At 49.4% G+C, this 16,784-nt stretch carries 15 protein-coding genes, 8 tRNA genes and 2 rRNA genes; 1 reads left to right on the top strand and 24 read right to left on the bottom strand.

All coding sequences use genetic code 11. The annotated features are described in order from the left end of the window. Positions 1 to 11: 11 nt before the first annotated feature. The 24 genes from BBI11_RS02865 to acpS all read right to left on the bottom strand — a co-directional run bounded on the left by BBI11_RS02865 (position 12) and on the right by acpS (position 16,092). Positions 12 to 2,945 (bottom strand): 23S ribosomal RNA (locus tag BBI11_RS02865). Between the two features lie 191 nt (positions 2,946 to 3,136). Beyond that, positions 3,137 to 4,687 (bottom strand): 16S ribosomal RNA (locus BBI11_RS02860). The 16S and 23S rRNA genes sit together here with 8 tRNA genes alongside, the layout of an rRNA operon. A gap of 228 nt (positions 4,688 to 4,915) precedes the next feature. Continuing rightward, a tRNA-Gly gene (locus BBI11_RS02855) sits at positions 4,916 to 4,989 on the bottom strand. A 19-nt stretch (positions 4,990 to 5,008) separates the two neighbouring features. Further along, a tRNA-Arg gene (locus BBI11_RS02850) sits at positions 5,009 to 5,085 on the bottom strand. Between the two features lie 17 nt (positions 5,086 to 5,102). Next, positions 5,103 to 5,188 (bottom strand) — tRNA-Leu (locus BBI11_RS02845). Between the two features lie 88 nt (positions 5,189 to 5,276). Next, positions 5,277 to 5,351 (bottom strand) — tRNA-Gln (locus BBI11_RS02840). Between the two features lie 9 nt (positions 5,352 to 5,360). Continuing rightward, a tRNA-Asp gene (locus tag BBI11_RS02835) sits at positions 5,361 to 5,436 on the bottom strand. Between the two features lie 3 nt (positions 5,437 to 5,439). Continuing rightward, positions 5,440 to 5,516: transfer RNA gene (locus tag BBI11_RS02830), tRNA-Met, on the bottom strand. Between the two features lie 67 nt (positions 5,517 to 5,583). After that, positions 5,584 to 5,658 (bottom strand) — tRNA-Glu (locus BBI11_RS02825). A gap of 7 nt (positions 5,659 to 5,665) precedes the next feature. Then, positions 5,666 to 5,740 (bottom strand) — tRNA-Asn (locus BBI11_RS02820). Between the two features lie 360 nt (positions 5,741 to 6,100). Beyond that, positions 6,101 to 6,565 carry a SprT family protein gene (locus BBI11_RS02815; RefSeq protein ID WP_068460438.1) on the bottom strand — a complete coding sequence of 155 codons (465 nt, stop codon included), beginning with the start codon at positions 6,563 to 6,565 and terminating at the stop codon, positions 6,101 to 6,103. A gap of 1 nt (position 6,566) precedes the next feature. After that, a complete protein-coding gene (locus BBI11_RS02810; RefSeq protein WP_068460436.1) occupies positions 6,567 to 8,747 on the bottom strand; it encodes a Tex family protein in 2,181 nt (726 codons plus the stop codon). Between the two features lie 98 nt (positions 8,748 to 8,845). Beyond that, the gene (locus BBI11_RS02805) at positions 8,846 to 9,445 is read right to left on the bottom strand and encodes a PP2C family serine/threonine-protein phosphatase (protein WP_068460434.1); all 600 of its coding nucleotides are present in this window, start codon (positions 9,443 to 9,445) and stop codon (positions 8,846 to 8,848) included. After that, entirely contained in the window at positions 9,445 to 10,227 is a 783-nt protein-coding gene (gene sigB, locus BBI11_RS02800; protein ID WP_068460433.1) for an RNA polymerase sigma factor SigB, read from the bottom strand. Before sigB ends, BBI11_RS02805 begins: the two co-directional genes overlap by 1 nt. Continuing rightward, complete coding sequence (gene rsbW / locus BBI11_RS02795; RefSeq protein WP_068460431.1) at positions 10,205 to 10,675, bottom strand: anti-sigma B factor RsbW; 471 nt, start codon at positions 10,673 to 10,675, stop codon at positions 10,205 to 10,207. The genes sigB and rsbW overlap by 23 nt, the downstream gene beginning before the upstream one ends. Before the next feature lie 2 nt (positions 10,676 to 10,677). Further along, on the bottom strand, positions 10,678 to 11,010 hold the full coding sequence (locus BBI11_RS02790) for an anti-sigma factor antagonist (protein ID WP_068460429.1): 333 nt from the start codon (positions 11,008 to 11,010) through the stop codon (positions 10,678 to 10,680). Positions 11,011 to 11,105: 95 nt separating this feature from the next. Further along, positions 11,106 to 12,107 carry a PP2C family protein-serine/threonine phosphatase gene (locus BBI11_RS02785; protein ID WP_068460426.1) on the bottom strand — a complete coding sequence of 334 codons (1,002 nt, stop codon included), beginning with the start codon at positions 12,105 to 12,107 and terminating at the stop codon, positions 11,106 to 11,108. Between the two features lie 12 nt (positions 12,108 to 12,119). Then, on the bottom strand, positions 12,120 to 12,521 hold the full coding sequence (locus tag BBI11_RS02780) for an anti-sigma regulatory factor (protein WP_068460424.1): 402 nt from the start codon (positions 12,519 to 12,521) through the stop codon (positions 12,120 to 12,122). Between the two features lie 2 nt (positions 12,522 to 12,523). Then, on the bottom strand, positions 12,524 to 12,886 hold the full coding sequence (locus tag BBI11_RS02775) for an STAS domain-containing protein (protein WP_068460422.1): 363 nt from the start codon (positions 12,884 to 12,886) through the stop codon (positions 12,524 to 12,526). Further along, positions 12,883 to 13,713, bottom strand: coding sequence for an RsbT co-antagonist protein RsbRA (locus tag BBI11_RS02770; RefSeq protein ID WP_068460419.1), 831 nt, complete (start codon positions 13,711 to 13,713; stop codon positions 12,883 to 12,885). Before BBI11_RS02770 ends, BBI11_RS02775 begins: the two co-directional genes overlap by 4 nt. A 177-nt stretch (positions 13,714 to 13,890) precedes the next feature. Next, on the bottom strand, positions 13,891 to 14,241 hold the full coding sequence (locus BBI11_RS02765; RefSeq protein WP_058381776.1) for a type II toxin-antitoxin system PemK/MazF family toxin: 351 nt from the start codon (positions 14,239 to 14,241) through the stop codon (positions 13,891 to 13,893). 4 nt (positions 14,242 to 14,245) lie between these two features. After that, positions 14,246 to 14,530, bottom strand: a complete 285-nt coding sequence (locus BBI11_RS02760) for a transcriptional regulator (protein WP_068460417.1) — start codon at positions 14,528 to 14,530, stop codon at positions 14,246 to 14,248. A gap of 43 nt (positions 14,531 to 14,573) precedes the next feature. Continuing rightward, a complete protein-coding gene (gene alr / locus BBI11_RS02755; protein WP_068460415.1) occupies positions 14,574 to 15,722 on the bottom strand; it encodes an alanine racemase in 1,149 nt (382 codons plus the stop codon). Positions 15,723 to 15,738: 16 nt separating this feature from the next. After that, positions 15,739 to 16,092 (bottom strand): holo-ACP synthase, encoded by a 354-nt coding sequence (gene acpS, locus BBI11_RS02750; RefSeq protein WP_068460414.1) that lies wholly within the window; start codon positions 16,090 to 16,092, stop codon positions 15,739 to 15,741. Between the two features lie 68 nt (positions 16,093 to 16,160). Here acpS and BBI11_RS02745 point away from each other — a divergent pair, with 68 nt between their 5' ends. After that, the gene (locus BBI11_RS02745) at positions 16,161 to 16,775 is read left to right on the top strand and encodes a rhomboid family intramembrane serine protease (RefSeq protein WP_068460411.1); all 615 of its coding nucleotides are present in this window, start codon (positions 16,161 to 16,163) and stop codon (positions 16,773 to 16,775) included. The last annotated feature ends 9 nt before the right edge of the window (positions 16,776 to 16,784 follow it).

Raw genomic sequence — 16,784 nt, 5'->3', positions numbered from 1 at the left:
CATTTCAGTTATTGGTTAAGTCCTCGATCGATTAGTATTCGTCAGCTGCACGTGTCGCCACGCTTCCACCCCGAACCTATCTACCTCATCGTCTCTGAGGGATCTTACTTGCTTGCGCAATGGGAAATCTCATCTTGAGGGGGGCTTCGTGCTTAGATGCTTTCAGCACTTATCCCGGCCACACATAGCTACCCAGCGATGCTCTTGGCAGAACAACTGGTACACCAGCGGTGTGTCCATCCCGGTCCTCTCGTACTAAGGACAGCTCCTCTCAAATTTCCTGCGCCCGCGACGGATAGGGACCGAACTGTCTCACGACGTTCTGAACCCAGCTCGCGTACCGCTTTAATGGGCGAACAGCCCAACCCTTGGGACCGACTACAGCCCCAGGATGCGATGAGCCGACATCGAGGTGCCAAACCTCCCCGTCGATGTGGACTCTTGGGGGAGATAAGCCTGTTATCCCCGGGGTAGCTTTTATCCGTTGAGCGATGGCCCTTCCATGCGGAACCACCGGATCACTAAGTCCGTCTTTCGACCCTGCTCGACCTGTCCGTCTCGCAGTCAAGCTCCCTTGTGCCTTTACACTCTGCGAATGATTTCCAACCATTCTGAGGGAACCTTTGAGCGCCTCCGTTACTCTTTAGGAGGCGACCGCCCCAGTCAAACTGCCCGCCTGACACTGTCTCCCAAGCCGCTAAGGCTTGTGGGTTAGAAGTTCAATACAACCAGGGTAGTATCCCACCGACGCCTCCCCCGAAGCTGGCGCTCCGGGTTCTCTGGCTCCTACCTATCCTGTACAAGTTGCACCAAAATTCAATATCAGGCTACAGTAAAGCTCCACGGGGTCTTTCCGTCCTGTCGCGGGTAACCTGCATCTTCACAGGTACTATAATTTCACCGAGTCTCTCGTTGAGACAGTGCCCAGATCGTTACGCCTTTCGTGCGGGTCGGAACTTACCCGACAAGGAATTTCGCTACCTTAGGACCGTTATAGTTACGGCCGCCGTTTACTGGGGCTTCGGTTCGCACCTTCGCTTGCGCTAAGCACTCCCCTTAACCTTCCAGCACCGGGCAGGCGTCAGCCCCTATACGTCACCTTACGGTTTTGCAGAGACCTGTGTTTTTGCTAAACAGTCGCCTGGGCCTATTCACTGCGGCTCTCTCGGGCTTTAACACCCTACCAGAGCACCCCTTCTCCCGAAGTTACGGGGTCATTTTGCCGAGTTCCTTAACGAGAGTTCACTCGCTCACCTTAGAATTCTCTTCTCGCCTACCTGTGTCGGTTTGCGGTACGGGCACCTCCCGCCTCGCTAGAGGCTTTTCTTGGCAGTGTGAAATCAGGGACTCTGAGGTTAAACCTCTTGCCATCACTGCTTGATGTACGTAGAAACGGGATTTGCCTCGTTTCTCATCTCACAACTTGGACGTGCACAACCAACGGCACGCTCACCCTATCCTTCTGCGTCCCCCCATTACTCAAACGGCGGGGAGGTGGTACAGGAATATCAACCTGTTGTCCATCGTCTACGCCTATCGGCCTCGACTTAGGTCCCGACTAACCCTGAGCGGACGAGCCTTCCTCAGGAAACCTTAGGCATTCGGTGGACGGGATTCTCACCCGTCTTTCGTTACTCATACCGGCATTCTCACTTCTAAGCGCTCCACCAGTCCTTCCGGTCTGACTTCAACGCCCTTAGAACGCTCTCCTACCACGGACATCTACGATGTCCATCCACAGCTTCGGTAATCCGTTTAGCCCCGGTACATTTTCGGCGCAGTGTCACTCGACCAGTGAGCTATTACGCACTCTTTAAATGATGGCTGCTTCTAAGCCAACATCCTGGTTGTCTAAGCAACGCCACATCCTTTTCCACTTAACGGATATTTGGGGACCTTAGCTGGTGGTCTGGGCTGTTTCCCTCTTGACTACGGATCTTATCACTCGCAGTCTGACTCCCAAGTATAAATCACTGGCATTCGGAGTTTGTCTGAATTCGGTAACCCGGGATGGGCCCCTAGTCCAAACAGTGCTCTACCTCCAGGATTCTCTTCTTGAGGCTAGCCCTAAAGCTATTTCGGAGAGAACCAGCTATCTCCAGGTTCGATTGGAATTTCTCCGCTACCCACACCTCATCCCCGCACTTTTCAACGTGCGTGGGTTCGGGCCTCCAGTAAGTGTTACCTTACCTTCACCCTGGACATGGGTAGATCACCTGGTTTCGGGTCTACAACTACATACTCATTCGCCCTATTCAGACTCGCTTTCGCTGCGGCTCCGGCTTATAGGCCTTAACCTTGCATGTAATCGTAACTCGCCGGTTCATTCTACAAAAGGCACGCTATCACCCATTAACGGGCTCTAACTACTTGTAGGCACACGGTTTCAGGATCTATTTCACTCCCCTTCCGGGGTGCTTTTCACCTTTCCCTCACGGTACTGGTTCACTATCGGTCACTAGGGAGTATTTAGCCTTGGGAGATGGTCCTCCCGGATTCCGACGGAATTTCTCGTGTTCCGCCGTACTCAGGATCCACTCTGGAGAGAACGAACTTTCAGCTACGGGGCTGTTACCCTGTCTCGCGGACCGTTCCAGGTCGCTTCGCTTAATCCGTTCCTTTGTAACTCCGTATAGAGTGTCCTACAACCCCAGAAGGCAAGCCTTCTGGTTTGGGCTGATCCCGTTTCGCTCGCCGCTACTTGGGGAATCGCATTTGCTTTCTCTTCCTTCAGGTACTTAGATGTTTCAGTTCCCTGAGTCTGCCTTCTCATGTGCTATGAATTCACACATGGATACTGCTCCATTACGAACAGTGGGTTTCCCCATTCGGAAATCCCCGGATCACAGCTCACTTACAGCTCCCCGAGGCATATCGGTGTTAGTGCCGTCCTTCTTCGGCTCCTAGTGCCAAGGCATCCACCGTGCGCCCTTATTAACTTAACCACTGATGGTCAAAAAAAATAAGTTGATCGCAATCGCGATCACGCTACTATGATGCTTGTTTCTTAATCAATGTCGATCTATCCAGTTTTCAAAGAACAAGTTTGAAAGTGCTCCGTAAGGAGTGAACCTTCAAAACTGAACGCAAAACGTCAACCCGATTCCGTAAGAATCGGTTCCGATATTATCCTTAGAAAGGAGGTGATCCAGCCGCACCTTCCGATACGGCTACCTTGTTACGACTTCACCCCAATCATCTGTCCCACCTTCGGCGGCTGGCTCCCGTAAGGGTTACCCCACCGACTTCGGGTGTTACAAACTCTCGTGGTGTGACGGGCGGTGTGTACAAGGCCCGGGAACGTATTCACCGCGGCATGCTGATCCGCGATTACTAGCGATTCCGGCTTCATGCAGGCGAGTTGCAGCCTACAATCCGAACTGAGAACGGTTTTCTGGGATTGGCTCCCCCTCGCGGGTTTGCAGCCCTTTGTACCGTCCATTGTAGCACGTGTGTAGCCCAGGTCATAAGGGGCATGATGATTTGACGTCATCCCCACCTTCCTCCGGTTTGTCACCGGCAGTCACCTTAGAGTGCCCAACTGAATGCTGGCAACTAAGATCAAGGGTTGCGCTCGTTGCGGGACTTAACCCAACATCTCACGACACGAGCTGACGACAACCATGCACCACCTGTCACCGCTGTCCCCGAAGGGAAAGCCTAGTCTCCTAGGCGGTCAGCGGGATGTCAAGACCTGGTAAGGTTCTTCGCGTTGCTTCGAATTAAACCACATGCTCCACCGCTTGTGCGGGCCCCCGTCAATTCCTTTGAGTTTCAGCCTTGCGGCCGTACTCCCCAGGCGGAGTGCTTAATGCGTTAGCTGCAGCACTAAGGGGCGGAAACCCCCTAACACTTAGCACTCATCGTTTACGGCGTGGACTACCAGGGTATCTAATCCTGTTTGCTCCCCACGCTTTCGCGCCTCAGCGTCAGTTACAGACCAGAAAGTCGCCTTCGCCACTGGTGTTCCTCCACATCTCTACGCATTTCACCGCTACACGTGGAATTCCACTTTCCTCTTCTGCACTCAAGTCCCCCAGTTTCCAATGACCCTCCACGGTTGAGCCGTGGGCTTTCACATCAGACTTAAAGGACCGCCTGCGCGCGCTTTACGCCCAATAATTCCGGACAACGCTTGCCACCTACGTATTACCGCGGCTGCTGGCACGTAGTTAGCCGTGGCTTTCTGGTGAGGTACCGTCAAGGTACCAATAGTTAGTTGGTACTTGTTCTTCCCTCACAACAGAGTTTTACGATCCGAAAACCTTCTTCACTCACGCGGCGTTGCTCCGTCAGACTTTCGTCCATTGCGGAAGATTCCCTACTGCTGCCTCCCGTAGGAGTCTGGGCCGTGTCTCAGTCCCAGTGTGGCCGATCACCCTCTCAGGTCGGCTACGCATCGTCGCCTTGGTAGGCCATTACCCCACCAACTAGCTAATGCGCCGCGGGCCCATCCTGCAGTGACAGCCGAAACCGTCTTTCCGTACAGCCTCATGAGAGGCCGTAAACTATTCGGTATTAGCACCGGTTTCCCGGAGTTATCCCGATCTGCAGGGCAGGTTGCCCACGTGTTACTCACCCGTCCGCCGCTAAACCAAAGGAGCAAGCTCCAATGGTTCCGCTCGACTTGCATGTATTAGGCACGCCGCCAGCGTTCGTCCTGAGCCAGGATCAAACTCTCCATTATAGAGTAGTTGATTGCTCAATACTGCTGGCGTATCGCCGTCTCGAAAGACGCGCGATTCGCTTGATCTGCCGAAGCTGATCAGTAAGTTGTGTCACGAACACCGAAGTTCAGAAAGCTGTACTCCGATCACCCAAGGGCGACCATCGCAAAAGCCGTTCTCGCGCCAAGGCGCTCGTGACGTCTATTGTTGACGTTTTGCTGTTCAGTTTTCAAGGTTCAAAATAATGATGGAGCGGGTGAAGGGAATCGAACCCTCATCATCAGCTTGGAAGGCTGAGGTTTTACCACTAAACTACACCCGCATATTATATAGAAGATAAATGGCGCGCCCGAGAGGACTCGAACCTCTAACCGCTTGATTCGTAGTCAAGTACTCTATCCAATTGAGCTACGGGCGCAAATAATTGAATATGTATGGTGCGGCCGAGAAGAGTCGAACTTCCACGGGATTTCTCCCACTAGGCCCTCAACCTAGCGCGTCTGCCATTCCGCCACGACCGCAAATATTTTTCGAGACAAGTTATATCGTACAACTTCTCTCTGTATTTGTCAATGAAAACTTAAAAGTTCGTTTCGGCCACCCTAAAATTGGCTGGGGTACCTGGATTCGAACCAGGGCATGACGGGATCAAAACCCGTTGCCTTACCGCTTGGCTATACCCCATTAAAAAAATGGCGGTCCCGACCGGGATCGAACCGGCGATCTCCTGCGTGACAGGCAGGCATGTTAACCGCTACACCACGGGACCATTTGGTTGCGGGGGCAGGATTTGAACCTGCGACCTTTGGGTTATGAGCCCAACGAGCTACCGAACTGCTCCACCCCGCGACAATAATAAAATTTTCAATTGTACAGCACACAAGTATTATATAGAAAAAGTAATTCAATATATGTATGGTGACCCCTACGGGATTCGAACCCGTGTTACCGCCGTGAAAGGGCGGTGTCTTAACCGCTTGACCAAGGGGCCAAATAAATGGCTCCGAAGGTAGGACTCGAACCTACGACCATCGCATTAACAGTGCGGTGCTCTACCACTGAGCTACTTCGGAATAATGTTTAAGTACTTGTCGACTTTTTCTATTATAAAGAGCCTAACAGGAATCGTCAACACTTTTCTTCATCATTTTATATTTTAGTTTTTACTCAGGCTTTTATTTAGAAATCCACGCGTTAAAAAGCTTTGCTTTTGAAGTGTTTAGCGAAGACCCAGCTCGCTTCCCTCAACGAATTTCACCTGTCGAAAATTCATGCGCATTTACTTTTAGTCGGGCTGCTGCTCAATCTTGTTCGCTGCGCTCCCGTTCTACTAAACGTCTCCCTCATCTTCGTTTGCCCTCGCCAGGAACTTCGCTCTCTTTCTGCAAGTCATCAAAAATAAAAACAAGAGCCACTTTAAAAGCGGCCCTTGTTTATAGATCCTTTTCTCTTTTCATTCGCAGCTTTCCGCTGCAGCGTCCACATCTATACTTGGCAGTGTTCATGCGAATCTTTCTCGGGAATTCGGATTTACAGGACATGCATTCATATAGATGAAAGCCATTTGTCTGCCGGCGCTTTTCTGTAAGAAGAGCACAAAAGCGCGGAGATCCCGTTTGTTGTAACAACTCGCGGAAGTCCTTGTCCCGATGTTTGTAGCCTTTCCCCTCAAGATGGAGATGGTAATGGCAAAGTTCATGCTTAATGATTCCAACAAGTTCATCATGGCCGAACTTCTCGTAGGAAGCCGGGTTGATTTCAATATCGTGCGACCTCAATAGATATCGCCCGCCGGTCGTGCGAAGGCGTTTGTTGAATAGCCCCTGATGGCGAAATGATTTGCCAAATACGTCACGGGAAATTTCTGCAATCAATTTGGTCAGCTCTTCGTTCGTCATTTTATCTCTCCTGGAGATCCGGCTGTTGTTCTTTTGGCGGCAGCATCGTCAAAGCGATCCGCCCTTTTTGTTTCTCGACTTGATCAACCCACACGGTGACAATATCCCCGACAGCTACGACATCAAGCGGGTGTTTTACGAATCCTTTTCTCAATTTAGAAATGTGGACAAGGCCATCTTGTTTTACGCCGATATCGACGAAAGCCCCGAAGTCGACAACGTTGCGGACGGTTCCTTGCACTTCCATCCCTGGAGCCAAATCTTCCATCTTCAAGACATCGCTTTTCAGAAGCGGCTGAGGGAATTCGTCCCGCGGGTCGCGGAAAGGTTTCTTCAATGCATCGACAATGTCCTTGAGCGTTAGTGTGCCAATTTCCCACTCACCGCTCAGGGACGCCAGATCCAAACTGTCGAGCTTAGCGACAATTTCCGGGCGGCCGATCATTTTTTTATCCGCGTCGATCAGCTTAAGGATTCTCTCGGCCGTCTCATAACTTTCCGGGTGAATGCCGGTAGCGTCCAACGGATTCTTCCCTTCCGTTATTCGCAGGAACCCAATGGCTTGCTCATAAGTTTTCGCGCCGAGACGCGGAATTTTTTTCAACTGAACGCGGGAAGCAAAGCGCCCGTTCTCGTCTCTCGCTTTGATTATGTTTTCTGCAACTGTCTTGCTGAGTCCAGCGACGTATTGCAGTAATGAAGCTGAAGCCGAGTTGACGTTCACGCCAACTTGGTTGACTGCCATCTCGACAACAAAAGTCAATTGATCTGCCAGTTTTTTCTGCGAGACATCGTGTTGGTATTGCCCGACGCCTACTGCTTTCGGATCAATCTTCACGAGTTCTGAAAGCGGGTCTTGGAGGCGGCGCGCGATGGATGCTGCACTGCGCTCTTCGACTTGTAAGTCCGGGAACTCTGCACGGGCAATTTCTGAAGCCGAATACACACTCGCACCCGCTTCGTTGACAATGACGTATGAAGCTTTGTTCGCCGTTTCTCCAATGAAATCCGCCACAAACTGTTCGGTTTCACGGGAGGCGGTGCCATTTCCTATCGCCATGATCTCAATTGGATAGGCATCGACGAGGCGTTTTAAAGTTTTTTTCGCGCCTTGTTGGTCGGATCTAGGAGGATGCGGATAAATAACCGCCACTTCCAATAATTTCCCTGTTTCGTCGATAACTGCGAGCTTACAGCCTGTGCGGTACGCCGGGTCAACGCCGAGCACCATTTTGTCTTTCATTGGAGGCTGCAATAAAAGATTACGCAGGTTTTCCGAAAAAATGTGGATGGCCTGTGTTTCACCTTTTTCACTTAGTTCGGTACGGATTTCACGTTCAATCGATGGCTGAATCAGGCGTTTATAGCTGTCTTCAATGGCCGCTTCCACTTCTTTCGCGGCAGAATTCCCGGTTTTCATCCATTTGTCTTTCATCAAGCGGATGATTCGGTCGATTGGTGGGACAACAGCTACTTTCAATACCCCTTCTTTTTCGCCACGATTGATGGCCAAAATGCGGTGTGGAACGATTTTTTTGATGGCTTCACTGTATTCATAATACATTTGGAAAACTTGCTTTTCGTCTTCATGCCCTTTTTTGGCTGCAGTCTCCAGCATGCCGGCGTCGCGAGTCATTCGCCGTGCTTTTTCTCGTGTATCGGCGTCATCTGCAAATAGCTCAGCCAAGATATCTTGCGCTCCCGCGATGGCTTCTTCTGCTGTTTCCACGCCTTTTTCATTGTCGATGTACCGTTGCGCAACACTGGACAGCTGTTCTTTCCCTGGTGTTAAAAGCCAATCTGCCAGTTCCTGCAAGCCCTTTTCTTTTGCAATAATCGCTTTTGTGCGACGCTTTTGCTTATAAGGACGGTATAGGTCTTCTACTCTTTGCAGCACAGTGGCCCCTTTGATGGCTTTTTCGAGTTCTGGCGTCAATTGTTCCTGTTCTTCGATCGAACGAAGCACATCGGTTTTTCTCTGCTCCAAATTCTGGATGTATGTATATCGATCTTCTACTGCTTTTATTTGAACTTCATCCAATGAACCGGTTGCTTCTTTTCGATAACGGGCGATAAAAGGCACCGTGTTGCCACCTTCAAGCAGCTCAATAACTTGTTTTGCTTGGTTGGGTTTCACGCCGGCCTCCTTGGCGATTAATGCGTGTAATTGCTGAGTGTCCATTTCATGCACTTCCTTTCTGCTTCTTTATTTTAACACGGCGGCGGTTGGCGGGAGAAATAAGCTTCCTTTCTATTTCCCCATAAAAAAGAAGCCTCTCCTTAATGGAGAAGGCTTCCTGAAATTAATGTTGCATCGTCGCCAGTTTGAATAGACGCCAAAATATCTTCGTACAAGCGCTTAGGCGCACCCGCTCGTCTCATCATGGCTTTCGGATTACGCAAATCCACACCATCTGAGTGAATGAGAAACAAGTCATTCTCCAAATACGTGTACAGCTGAGTTTTCAGCTTTTGCGGCCTGCCAGATAGATAGCCCATGACAGGTAATGGATAAATCACTTCATCGGTTCCTCTTCTATATAGATAGAAACGGATATTGCCTACGCAACTGTATTCTAATGTGCGTTTTTTGAAATCCACTTTAAAAATAGCGACGGCTGCTCCACGTTTTTGCATCATCAAACCATTAAAGCGATTCATCAATTGATCGATTGTCTCATGATGATAATCTTTCAGGATTTGCGGGATGACCTGTGACGATTCACGCGCTACAGGCCCACTTCCCAAACCATCGGCTACGGAGCAAATAAAGTATTCATCCGTCAATACAGTGTAATAACTGTCGCCAGATTCGTAATTCCCTTTTTTTGCTGCGTTGTAGGCATAGGCTTCCACATTGTCATGGCGAATTTCTTCCACTAGGAAACCCCGCCAGCAGCCAAAATGGCTTCCTGAAGCTTTTTAATGGCTTTCCGCTGAAGACGCGACACGTGCATTTGGGAAATTCCCAATCTGTCGCCTGCTTCTTTTTGGCTCAGCTGCTCTATGTAAGTGTATTGGATGATCTGCTTTTCCCGATCAGAAAGGACATTCATCGCTTCCGCCACGAGCATGCGCTGATCCGCTTTTTCATATCCGTCATCTTCTTGGCCGACTACGTCAAACAAAGTAACTGTACTGCCGTCCGAATCCGCCTCGAGTGAATGGTCCATGGAAAGTGCTTGATAGCTTTTGCCCATCTCCATCGCTTCTAAAATGTCGTCTTCTTCAACATCCAGGTATTCAGCAATTTCCCATACTTGCGGCGATCGCTGGAGCTCTGTTGTCAGCACTTCCACAGTCGCTTTAATGCGCGGCCCCAACTCTTTAATGCGGCGCGGCACATGGATAGCCCATGTTTTATCACGCAAAAAGCGCTTGATTTCGCCAATAATGGTCGGCACTGCGAAAGCTTCGAAGCTGCGGCCATAAGATGGGTCATAACGCCGAATCGCACCGAGCAAGCCGAGCATCCCGACTTGTGCGATGTCTTCATGATAGGATTTCCCGTTAGAATACTTGCGGGCAATCGATTCTACCAAGCGGCGATAATTGAGGACCAGGTTCGTTTGCGCTTCCTCGTCCTCGGTTTTTTGGTAAGCTTCAATCCATTCCAGTACCTGTTCTTTCGTTGGCTGATTAGGATGAGATTGTTTCGACATCCTCTTCCACCCGCTCCCCTTCAACATGCTTGGTCATAAAGACAGTAACGCCTTCCTGGTGATGCACTTTCACTTCATCCATAAGCGTTTCGATCAAATACAGGCCGAGACCTCCTTCGCGCAGGAACGCTCCTTCTTCCTGATCGTGATATGGTCCCACTTTTGCCTTGGTTTCTTCAAAATCGAAGCTTTGGCCGTGGTCGGCTACCATAATTTCAATTTTATCTTCATACAGCGCACAACCAATGACCACTTCGCCTTCTTCACCTTCAGAATAAGCGTGCTGGACAGCGTTAGTTACTGCTTCACTCGAGGCAATTTTTAAATCCTCGATATCATCAAATGAAAACCCGATACGGCTTGCGAGACCCGAAATCGTCAGACGGGCGACACCTACGTATTGAGATTTGGCCGGAACGCGCATTTCTACATAATCGAAAGGACGCATGATTAATTACCACCCTTCCCGACTGCAGCTTCAATATCCATGATATCGCCCAAACCTGTGATATCAAAGAGTCGCTTCAAGCGGCTGGATAGGCCAGTCAGTTTCAAATGCCCGCCTTTTGCATTAATGGATTTATAGAAAGCGACAAAAACGCCTAATCCTGTGCTATCCATATAATCCACTCCTGATAAATCCAGTTCGGCATTCAAGCCTTCTTGTTCTTGGTATGCTTCTAATTTTTCACGTAGCACCGGTGCTGTATGTGCATCGATTTCTCCGTGAATATCGCCTTTTAATTTATTGTCATTTTCTGTCAAATTAACTTGAATATTCATCTCTATATGACACCCCGTTTTGTATGATTCAATTCAGCCGAAAAAAAGCCATTCTAAGCTTTCTTACCCGCCATTTAATGCTTTTAAACCTCAAATTACCCCTTCTTATAAACCACTAAAGTGAAATCATCCTGAAGTTCTGCATTTTGCATCCGCTCCAGTTCATCGTAAACGTGCTGAACGATTGCCTGGGCTGGCTCTGTTTTCTTTTGTTCGATCAATTCGTAGATGACATCCCGTTCGATAAAGCCTTCTTCTGTTCGGCCTTCTGTTACTCCATCTGTCATCATAATGACCATATCGCCTTTTTCCAAAATAACGGAATGCTCTTCGTATACCGCTGCCGGTGAAACGCCAAGCAGCAAACCTTTTGCTTCTAGCTCGCTAAATTCCCCAGAATCCGCGCGGTAGAGGATTGCAGGTTCGTGTCCTGCCGACCCATATGTAAGTCTCGCTGCTCCCGCATCGTAATTTGCATAAAACATTGAGACAAACATCGAATCATCGACGCTTTTTTCCACGATCCGGTTGATGACGCCAAGCACGTCTTTCGGCAAGGCGTGCGAGCTGTTCAAGCTATCCATGCCAAACTTAATCATGGACATGCAAAGAGCCGCCGGAAGCCCTTTTCCGATGACATCGGCAACAGCTACCCCGGCGTATCCATCATAATCGCTGACGAAATAAATATAATCTCCGTTCATCTTCTTGGCTGGGATCGACAATAAGCCGATATCCAAACCATCCAAAGACGGCAATTTTGTCTTGAGCAAAGTTTCCTGCACATTGGCTGCCAAGTCCATTTCCACTTTCAATTCTTCCTGGCGTTTCAATAGACTTTGGCGTTCCTGCAATGCCAATCCATAATTGATCATCATTTCGATCAGGAAATCAAATGAATGCCAAACAACATCCGGGAGATCGCTATAGAGCTCCCCGATGGCTGCTTTGTGCATGCTGATCACTTCTTCTGGGGAAATATTCTCCAGAATTAGTTGCCTGCTGAAATTTTGGCCGACGTACAAATTTTGCTCCGTCTGCTTTTTTACATATTCGTTCAGAATCTCTTGATATTGCGCTTCAATGTGTTGAGGCATTTAGCGTTCCCCCTAGCGGAGCCACTTCGTAGCCCGTATATCTGTCCCTTCGCCTTGGATCGTTTCAATTTTGAAATCATCCATTAAGCGCTTGACACCCGGTAAGCCTGCACCCAGTCCCCCTGATGTCGTAAAACCGTCTTCCATTACTTTTCTGACATCCGGAATCCCCGGGCCGCTATCAGCAGCGATGATCAGGATTCCTTTCATGCCGTTTTCGGCCAGCTGCTGGATTTCGATCCTGCCCTGACCGGCGTATAAATAAATATTGCGGGCAAGCTCGCTGATGGCCGTCGTGATTCGCGCTTGGTCCACGGTGCCGAATCCGAGCTCCTTGGCGACATTACGCCCGAGTTGGCGTGCCGCTACAATATCCCATTCTGTTAAGATTTCCACTGAGGATTGGTCGCTCATCTTCAAGCCTCCAATTCCAATTGAAGTTTCTCCAAGCCGTTCTCTAGGTCAAGTGCCGTCATAACATCTTCAAGTCGAATTCCGAGCTCGATCAAAGTGATGGCAACTGCCGGCTGGATACCGGTAATAACCACTCTTGCCCCCATCAGGCTGGACATGCTAATGACATCCCCCAGTACTTTGGCAATGAATGAATCAATAAAGTCGATCGACGTCAAATCGATGACCACCCCACGGGCGCTAGTTTCGTGCAATTTAGTCAAAAGATCTTCCTGGAATTGCAATGCCGTTTGGTCATCTAACTCCCATTGGATCGAAACGATTAATGTATCTCTTAGTTTTAGAATTGGGATTCTCACATTCATACTTCTTCAACCTCCACAATTTTTCGGTTTGTCCAAGCCAGTGCTTGTTCTACGCCTCGCTGAAGCGTGCTCGTTGTCGTAAAGTCGTTCAAATTGATACCGAGCGTGACGATCGTCTGGGCAATTTCCGGCCGTATCCCGACGAGCATGCATTTCGCTCCAACCAGGCGGACTGCATCTGCCGCTTGGATAATATGATGAGCGACCATGGTATCGACGACCGGCACGCCTGTAATATCCAGCAAAACCACTTCCGCGCGATGCTTGACGACACCGTCGAGTAAGTTTTCCATAATCAATTTCGCCCGTTCAGTGTCGATCGTCCCGACGAGTGGCATGACAGATACTTTGTCGAAGACCGGGATCAAGGAAGCGGATAGTTCCTGCAATGCTATCTTCTGCAAGCTCACCGTACGCTCCCAGGCTTTGGAATATGTGTGAATCATGCTATTGCGAATCGGTTGGGCCCAATTTGCGAATTCATGGATAAATCCGTCCATATTATCCGGGTGGATTGTACCCGCTTCACGCATTCCTTCGTAGACGATTTCAGCGAAATGATCGATCGCTTTCGTCATGAAGGTAATGGACCAGCCAAGGCGAACTACTTTCTCAGCGAAATCCTGCAAGCGGTTTTCGTAAATCTGGTAGCTTTCAAGAAGACTCGATGTCATCAACCCCGCAAATTCGCGGCTTGTCTGGTTCACCATCTCCTCCGACATTACCTGAAAAGAGGGCTCGTCTTTCTCATCTCTCATCTTCTGTTGCCAGTCAGCAATGATACCAGTCATATTTTCTTGTATATATGTAGCCATTTGTTTGTTCATCTTGTCGTAAAACCCTCCCGGTGACCCTCGTAGCCACAATTTCATACTTGTCTATTCATTGTATCGGAAAACGGCGCATTTCACATCTTTTTTGATGAAGTGCCAAAGTAGTGGTGATTTTCTATACGAAAATACCCCGAGACAGACCATCTCGGGGCATTCCATGGAGTATGTATGCTAAAATTTTACAAGTCCGACACTGATTTCTAAGGCTTCGTCCACCTTCTCCATCAACGCATCGTCCAGCTGTGTAATTTTATCAGTCAAACGCGATTTATCAATCGTCCGCAATTGTTCAAGCAAAATTACAGAGTCACGCTCAAATCCGTATTTCTTGGCGTTGATTTCTACGTGTGTCGGCAATTTGGCTTTTTGGATCTGGGCGGTGATCGCCGCAATGATCACTGTCGGACTAAATCGGTTCCCGATATCGTTTTGTATCACCAAAACCGGACGGGTCCCGCCTTGCTCAGACCCGACGACCGGTGATAATTCTGCGAAAAAAACATCCCCGCGTTTTACAATCAAGTTGTCACCCTCCGCTTACGAGTTGCACTGTCGTGTGCTCCGCTTCGTACTCAGCGTGCGAACATTCGCAGGCAATTGACAGGTTGATCTGCGACATTTCCACGTAGCCCTTGATCATCGCTTCCCGAATATGATATGAATCGTAGACATTTTTTGTTACTCGTTGAGTCGATACATAGATGAATTCACCGTTTTCCTCAATGCGTTCACCTGAGTGCGCAGTAAGCTCCGACATGAATTGCTTCGGCAACTTGACTACCACTTCTTTCGTCTTTGACTTCTCGTACACAGCCGACACCTCCGAAAATCCCGATCTCTGTCTAGTTACCTTCTCATCTTACCATTGTATCGTTCGGCTGAAAAGGCACTCCGGCATTTTTGGTGCCATTCACATAGACGCGCGGCACCCGCTTCGTCAAAACACAAGGGATCTCATAGGGGATTGTGCCCAGCTTTTCGGCCCATTCGTCGATTAAGACTACCTTGCCCCCTTGTTGTCCAATCAATTGGACCGGTTCACCGACTGGCAAGCGCTCGTTCAAGCGAATCATGCATTGGTCCATGCAGATGCGCCCGACAATCGGCACTCGCTCTCCGCGCACAAGTACTTCTTGCCCTTGCAAGCCGCGCAGCATGCCGTCTGCATAGCCGACAGGGAGCGTCGCGATCCATTCTTCTTGTTCGCTGCGGTAAGTCGCCCCGTAGCTAATTGTTGTACCTGGCTGCACTTTCTTGATGTGGGCGATTTCCGTTTCTAGGCTTAAAGCAGGCTCTAGCGCAATTGGCGAATGTTCTCCGACATAAGACGACGGGGCGATGCCATAGAGCGAGATGCCGATCCGAACAGCGTCACAAGCGACAGAAGGGTGCATCAGTGTTGCCGCGCTATTTGATAGGTGAACCATCACGCCGTCTGGCAATTGTTCCAACACCTTATTCATCCGTTCAGCTTGGCGATTAAAAAGCGTCGAATCTTCATCGTCTGCTGCTGCGAAATGTGTGAAGATGCCATCGAATGAAAATGGGCCTGACACCAGTTTGGCATATGCCACTTCCGCTTCCTCCGGCTGTATGCCAAGGCGCCCCATTCCCGTATCAACTTTTAAGTGAACACGAAGCGGAGGTCCCGGTTCAATCGCATCCTGCGCCGCCTCTATCCATTCAAGCGACAAGGCGGTGACGATAATATTTTCTCGCTGAGCAACAGGGACGAATGCAGCAGGCACTGATCCCATCACAAGAATGTCCTGGTCAATTCCCACGCGGCGCAGCGATACTGCTTCGTCTGGCGTGGCAACCGCCAGCAGACGGACGCCGGACTCAATGGCAACGCGAGCAATTGCCTCCGCTCCATGACCGTAGCCATCCGCTTTCACCACTGCAATTACATCAGCGTGGCCAGCCCGTTGCTGAAAAGCCGTGAGATTTTTCCGGATTGCCTCCAAATTGATGACTGCCTTTGTCGGTCGGTAATTTTCCATAATCTACACATCCTGTTCATTCGGTTTGCAAAACAACTTGTGCGGCGGCAAATTCTTTTGAATGGGTGATCGACACGAACCCGCATTCCACACCGCGGAAAAACATGCCGGGTTTGCCGTTTTCGTCTTTTCGGATTTCCATATCCGAAAACGGGCATGCTGCGCCGATTCCGGTGCCGCGAGCTTTGGCAAATGCTTCTTTCGCCGCAAAACGCCCTGCTAGAAATTCGGTTTGGCGTTTCTTTTTCAATAGAAGATATTCCGCAAGTTCCGATTCAGTCAAGACACGCTCACGGAATTTAGAAGATCTTTCATCGAGTTTGCGGATTCTGTCCAACTCGACAATATCCAGACCGATTCCTGTTATCATAAAGGTTTCTCCTTTCATTCGCAAATGGGTAACGGGTATAATAAAGCTATGAAATTGAGGTGACCTTATTGTTTATCAGAAGAGAAAGTTTTTCACAGTACTTAAGAATGTACCCGGTCGTATCCACATTGATCGCGTTGAATGTCCTCATTCACTTGCTGACATGGTTGCCAGCGCTCGGCGAATACATTTACTATTACGGCGTTGGGTCGAACTTCCATATCGCAAATGGCGAGTGGTGGCGTTTCGTGACACCAATCTTCCTGCACGGCGGTTTTATGCACTTGCTATTTAATATGTTCTCGCTGTTCTTGTTCGGGCCAGAACTTGAGCGCTTGACCGGCAAAGTGCGTTTTATCACGATTTATATGCTGGCCGGCCTGTTCGCATCGGCGGCCACTTATTTCCTGCAACCGCTCGATTATGTACATGTCGGTGCAAGCGGCGCAATCTTCGGGATCTTCGGCGCATTCGGTGCCCTCGTTTATTACGGCGGCCGTGCATTACCGCAACTCAAACAAATTATACTCCCGATTATCGTCATTAGCATAGTCATGACATTCGTGACACCGAACATCAATGTCACAGCGCACATCGCTGGCATGATCACCGGTTTCTTGATCGGGCTCAGTTATTTCCATCCAAAACGCATCGTTAGCTGGCGCGCCAAAAACCGCCGCTAATCATTACGA

This window comes from Planococcus maritimus (assembly GCF_001687625.2).
Taxonomy (GTDB): domain Bacteria; phylum Bacillota; class Bacilli; order Bacillales_A; family Planococcaceae; genus Planococcus; species Planococcus maritimus.
This window is presented reverse-complemented; position numbering and strand designations above follow the sequence as displayed.

Excerpts from the sequence above, each read along its gene's own strand:
- rsbW (WP_068460431.1), bottom strand. The coding sequence starts at position 10,675 with ATGCGTCCTTTCGATTATGTAGAAATGCGCGTTCCGGCCAAATCTCAA.
- BBI11_RS02780 (WP_068460424.1), bottom strand. The coding sequence starts at position 12,521 with ATGAGCGACCAATCCTCAGTGGAAATCTTAACAGAATGGGATATTGTA.
- BBI11_RS02815 (WP_068460438.1), bottom strand. The coding sequence starts at position 6,565 with ATGACGAACGAAGAGCTGACCAAATTGATTGCAGAAATTTCCCGTGAC.
- BBI11_RS02790 (WP_068460429.1), bottom strand. The coding sequence starts at position 11,010 with ATGAATATTCAAGTTAATTTGACAGAAAATGACAATAAATTAAAAGGC.
- BBI11_RS02785 (WP_068460426.1), bottom strand. The coding sequence starts at position 12,107 with ATGCCTCAACACATTGAAGCGCAATATCAAGAGATTCTGAACGAATAT.
- BBI11_RS02770 (WP_068460419.1), bottom strand. The coding sequence starts at position 13,713 with ATGAACAAACAAATGGCTACATATATACAAGAAAATATGACTGGTATC.
- acpS (WP_068460414.1), bottom strand. The coding sequence starts at position 16,092 with ATGATAACAGGAATCGGTCTGGATATTGTCGAGTTGGACAGAATCCGC.
- sigB (WP_068460433.1), bottom strand. The coding sequence starts at position 10,227 with ATGTCGAAACAATCTCATCCTAATCAGCCAACGAAAGAACAGGTACTG.
- BBI11_RS02775 (WP_068460422.1), bottom strand. The coding sequence starts at position 12,886 with ATGAATGTGAGAATCCCAATTCTAAAACTAAGAGATACATTAATCGTT.
- alr (WP_068460415.1), bottom strand. The coding sequence starts at position 15,722 with ATGGAAAATTACCGACCGACAAAGGCAGTCATCAATTTGGAGGCAATC.
- BBI11_RS02810 (WP_068460436.1), bottom strand. The coding sequence starts at position 8,747 with ATGGACACTCAGCAATTACACGCATTAATCGCCAAGGAGGCCGGCGTG.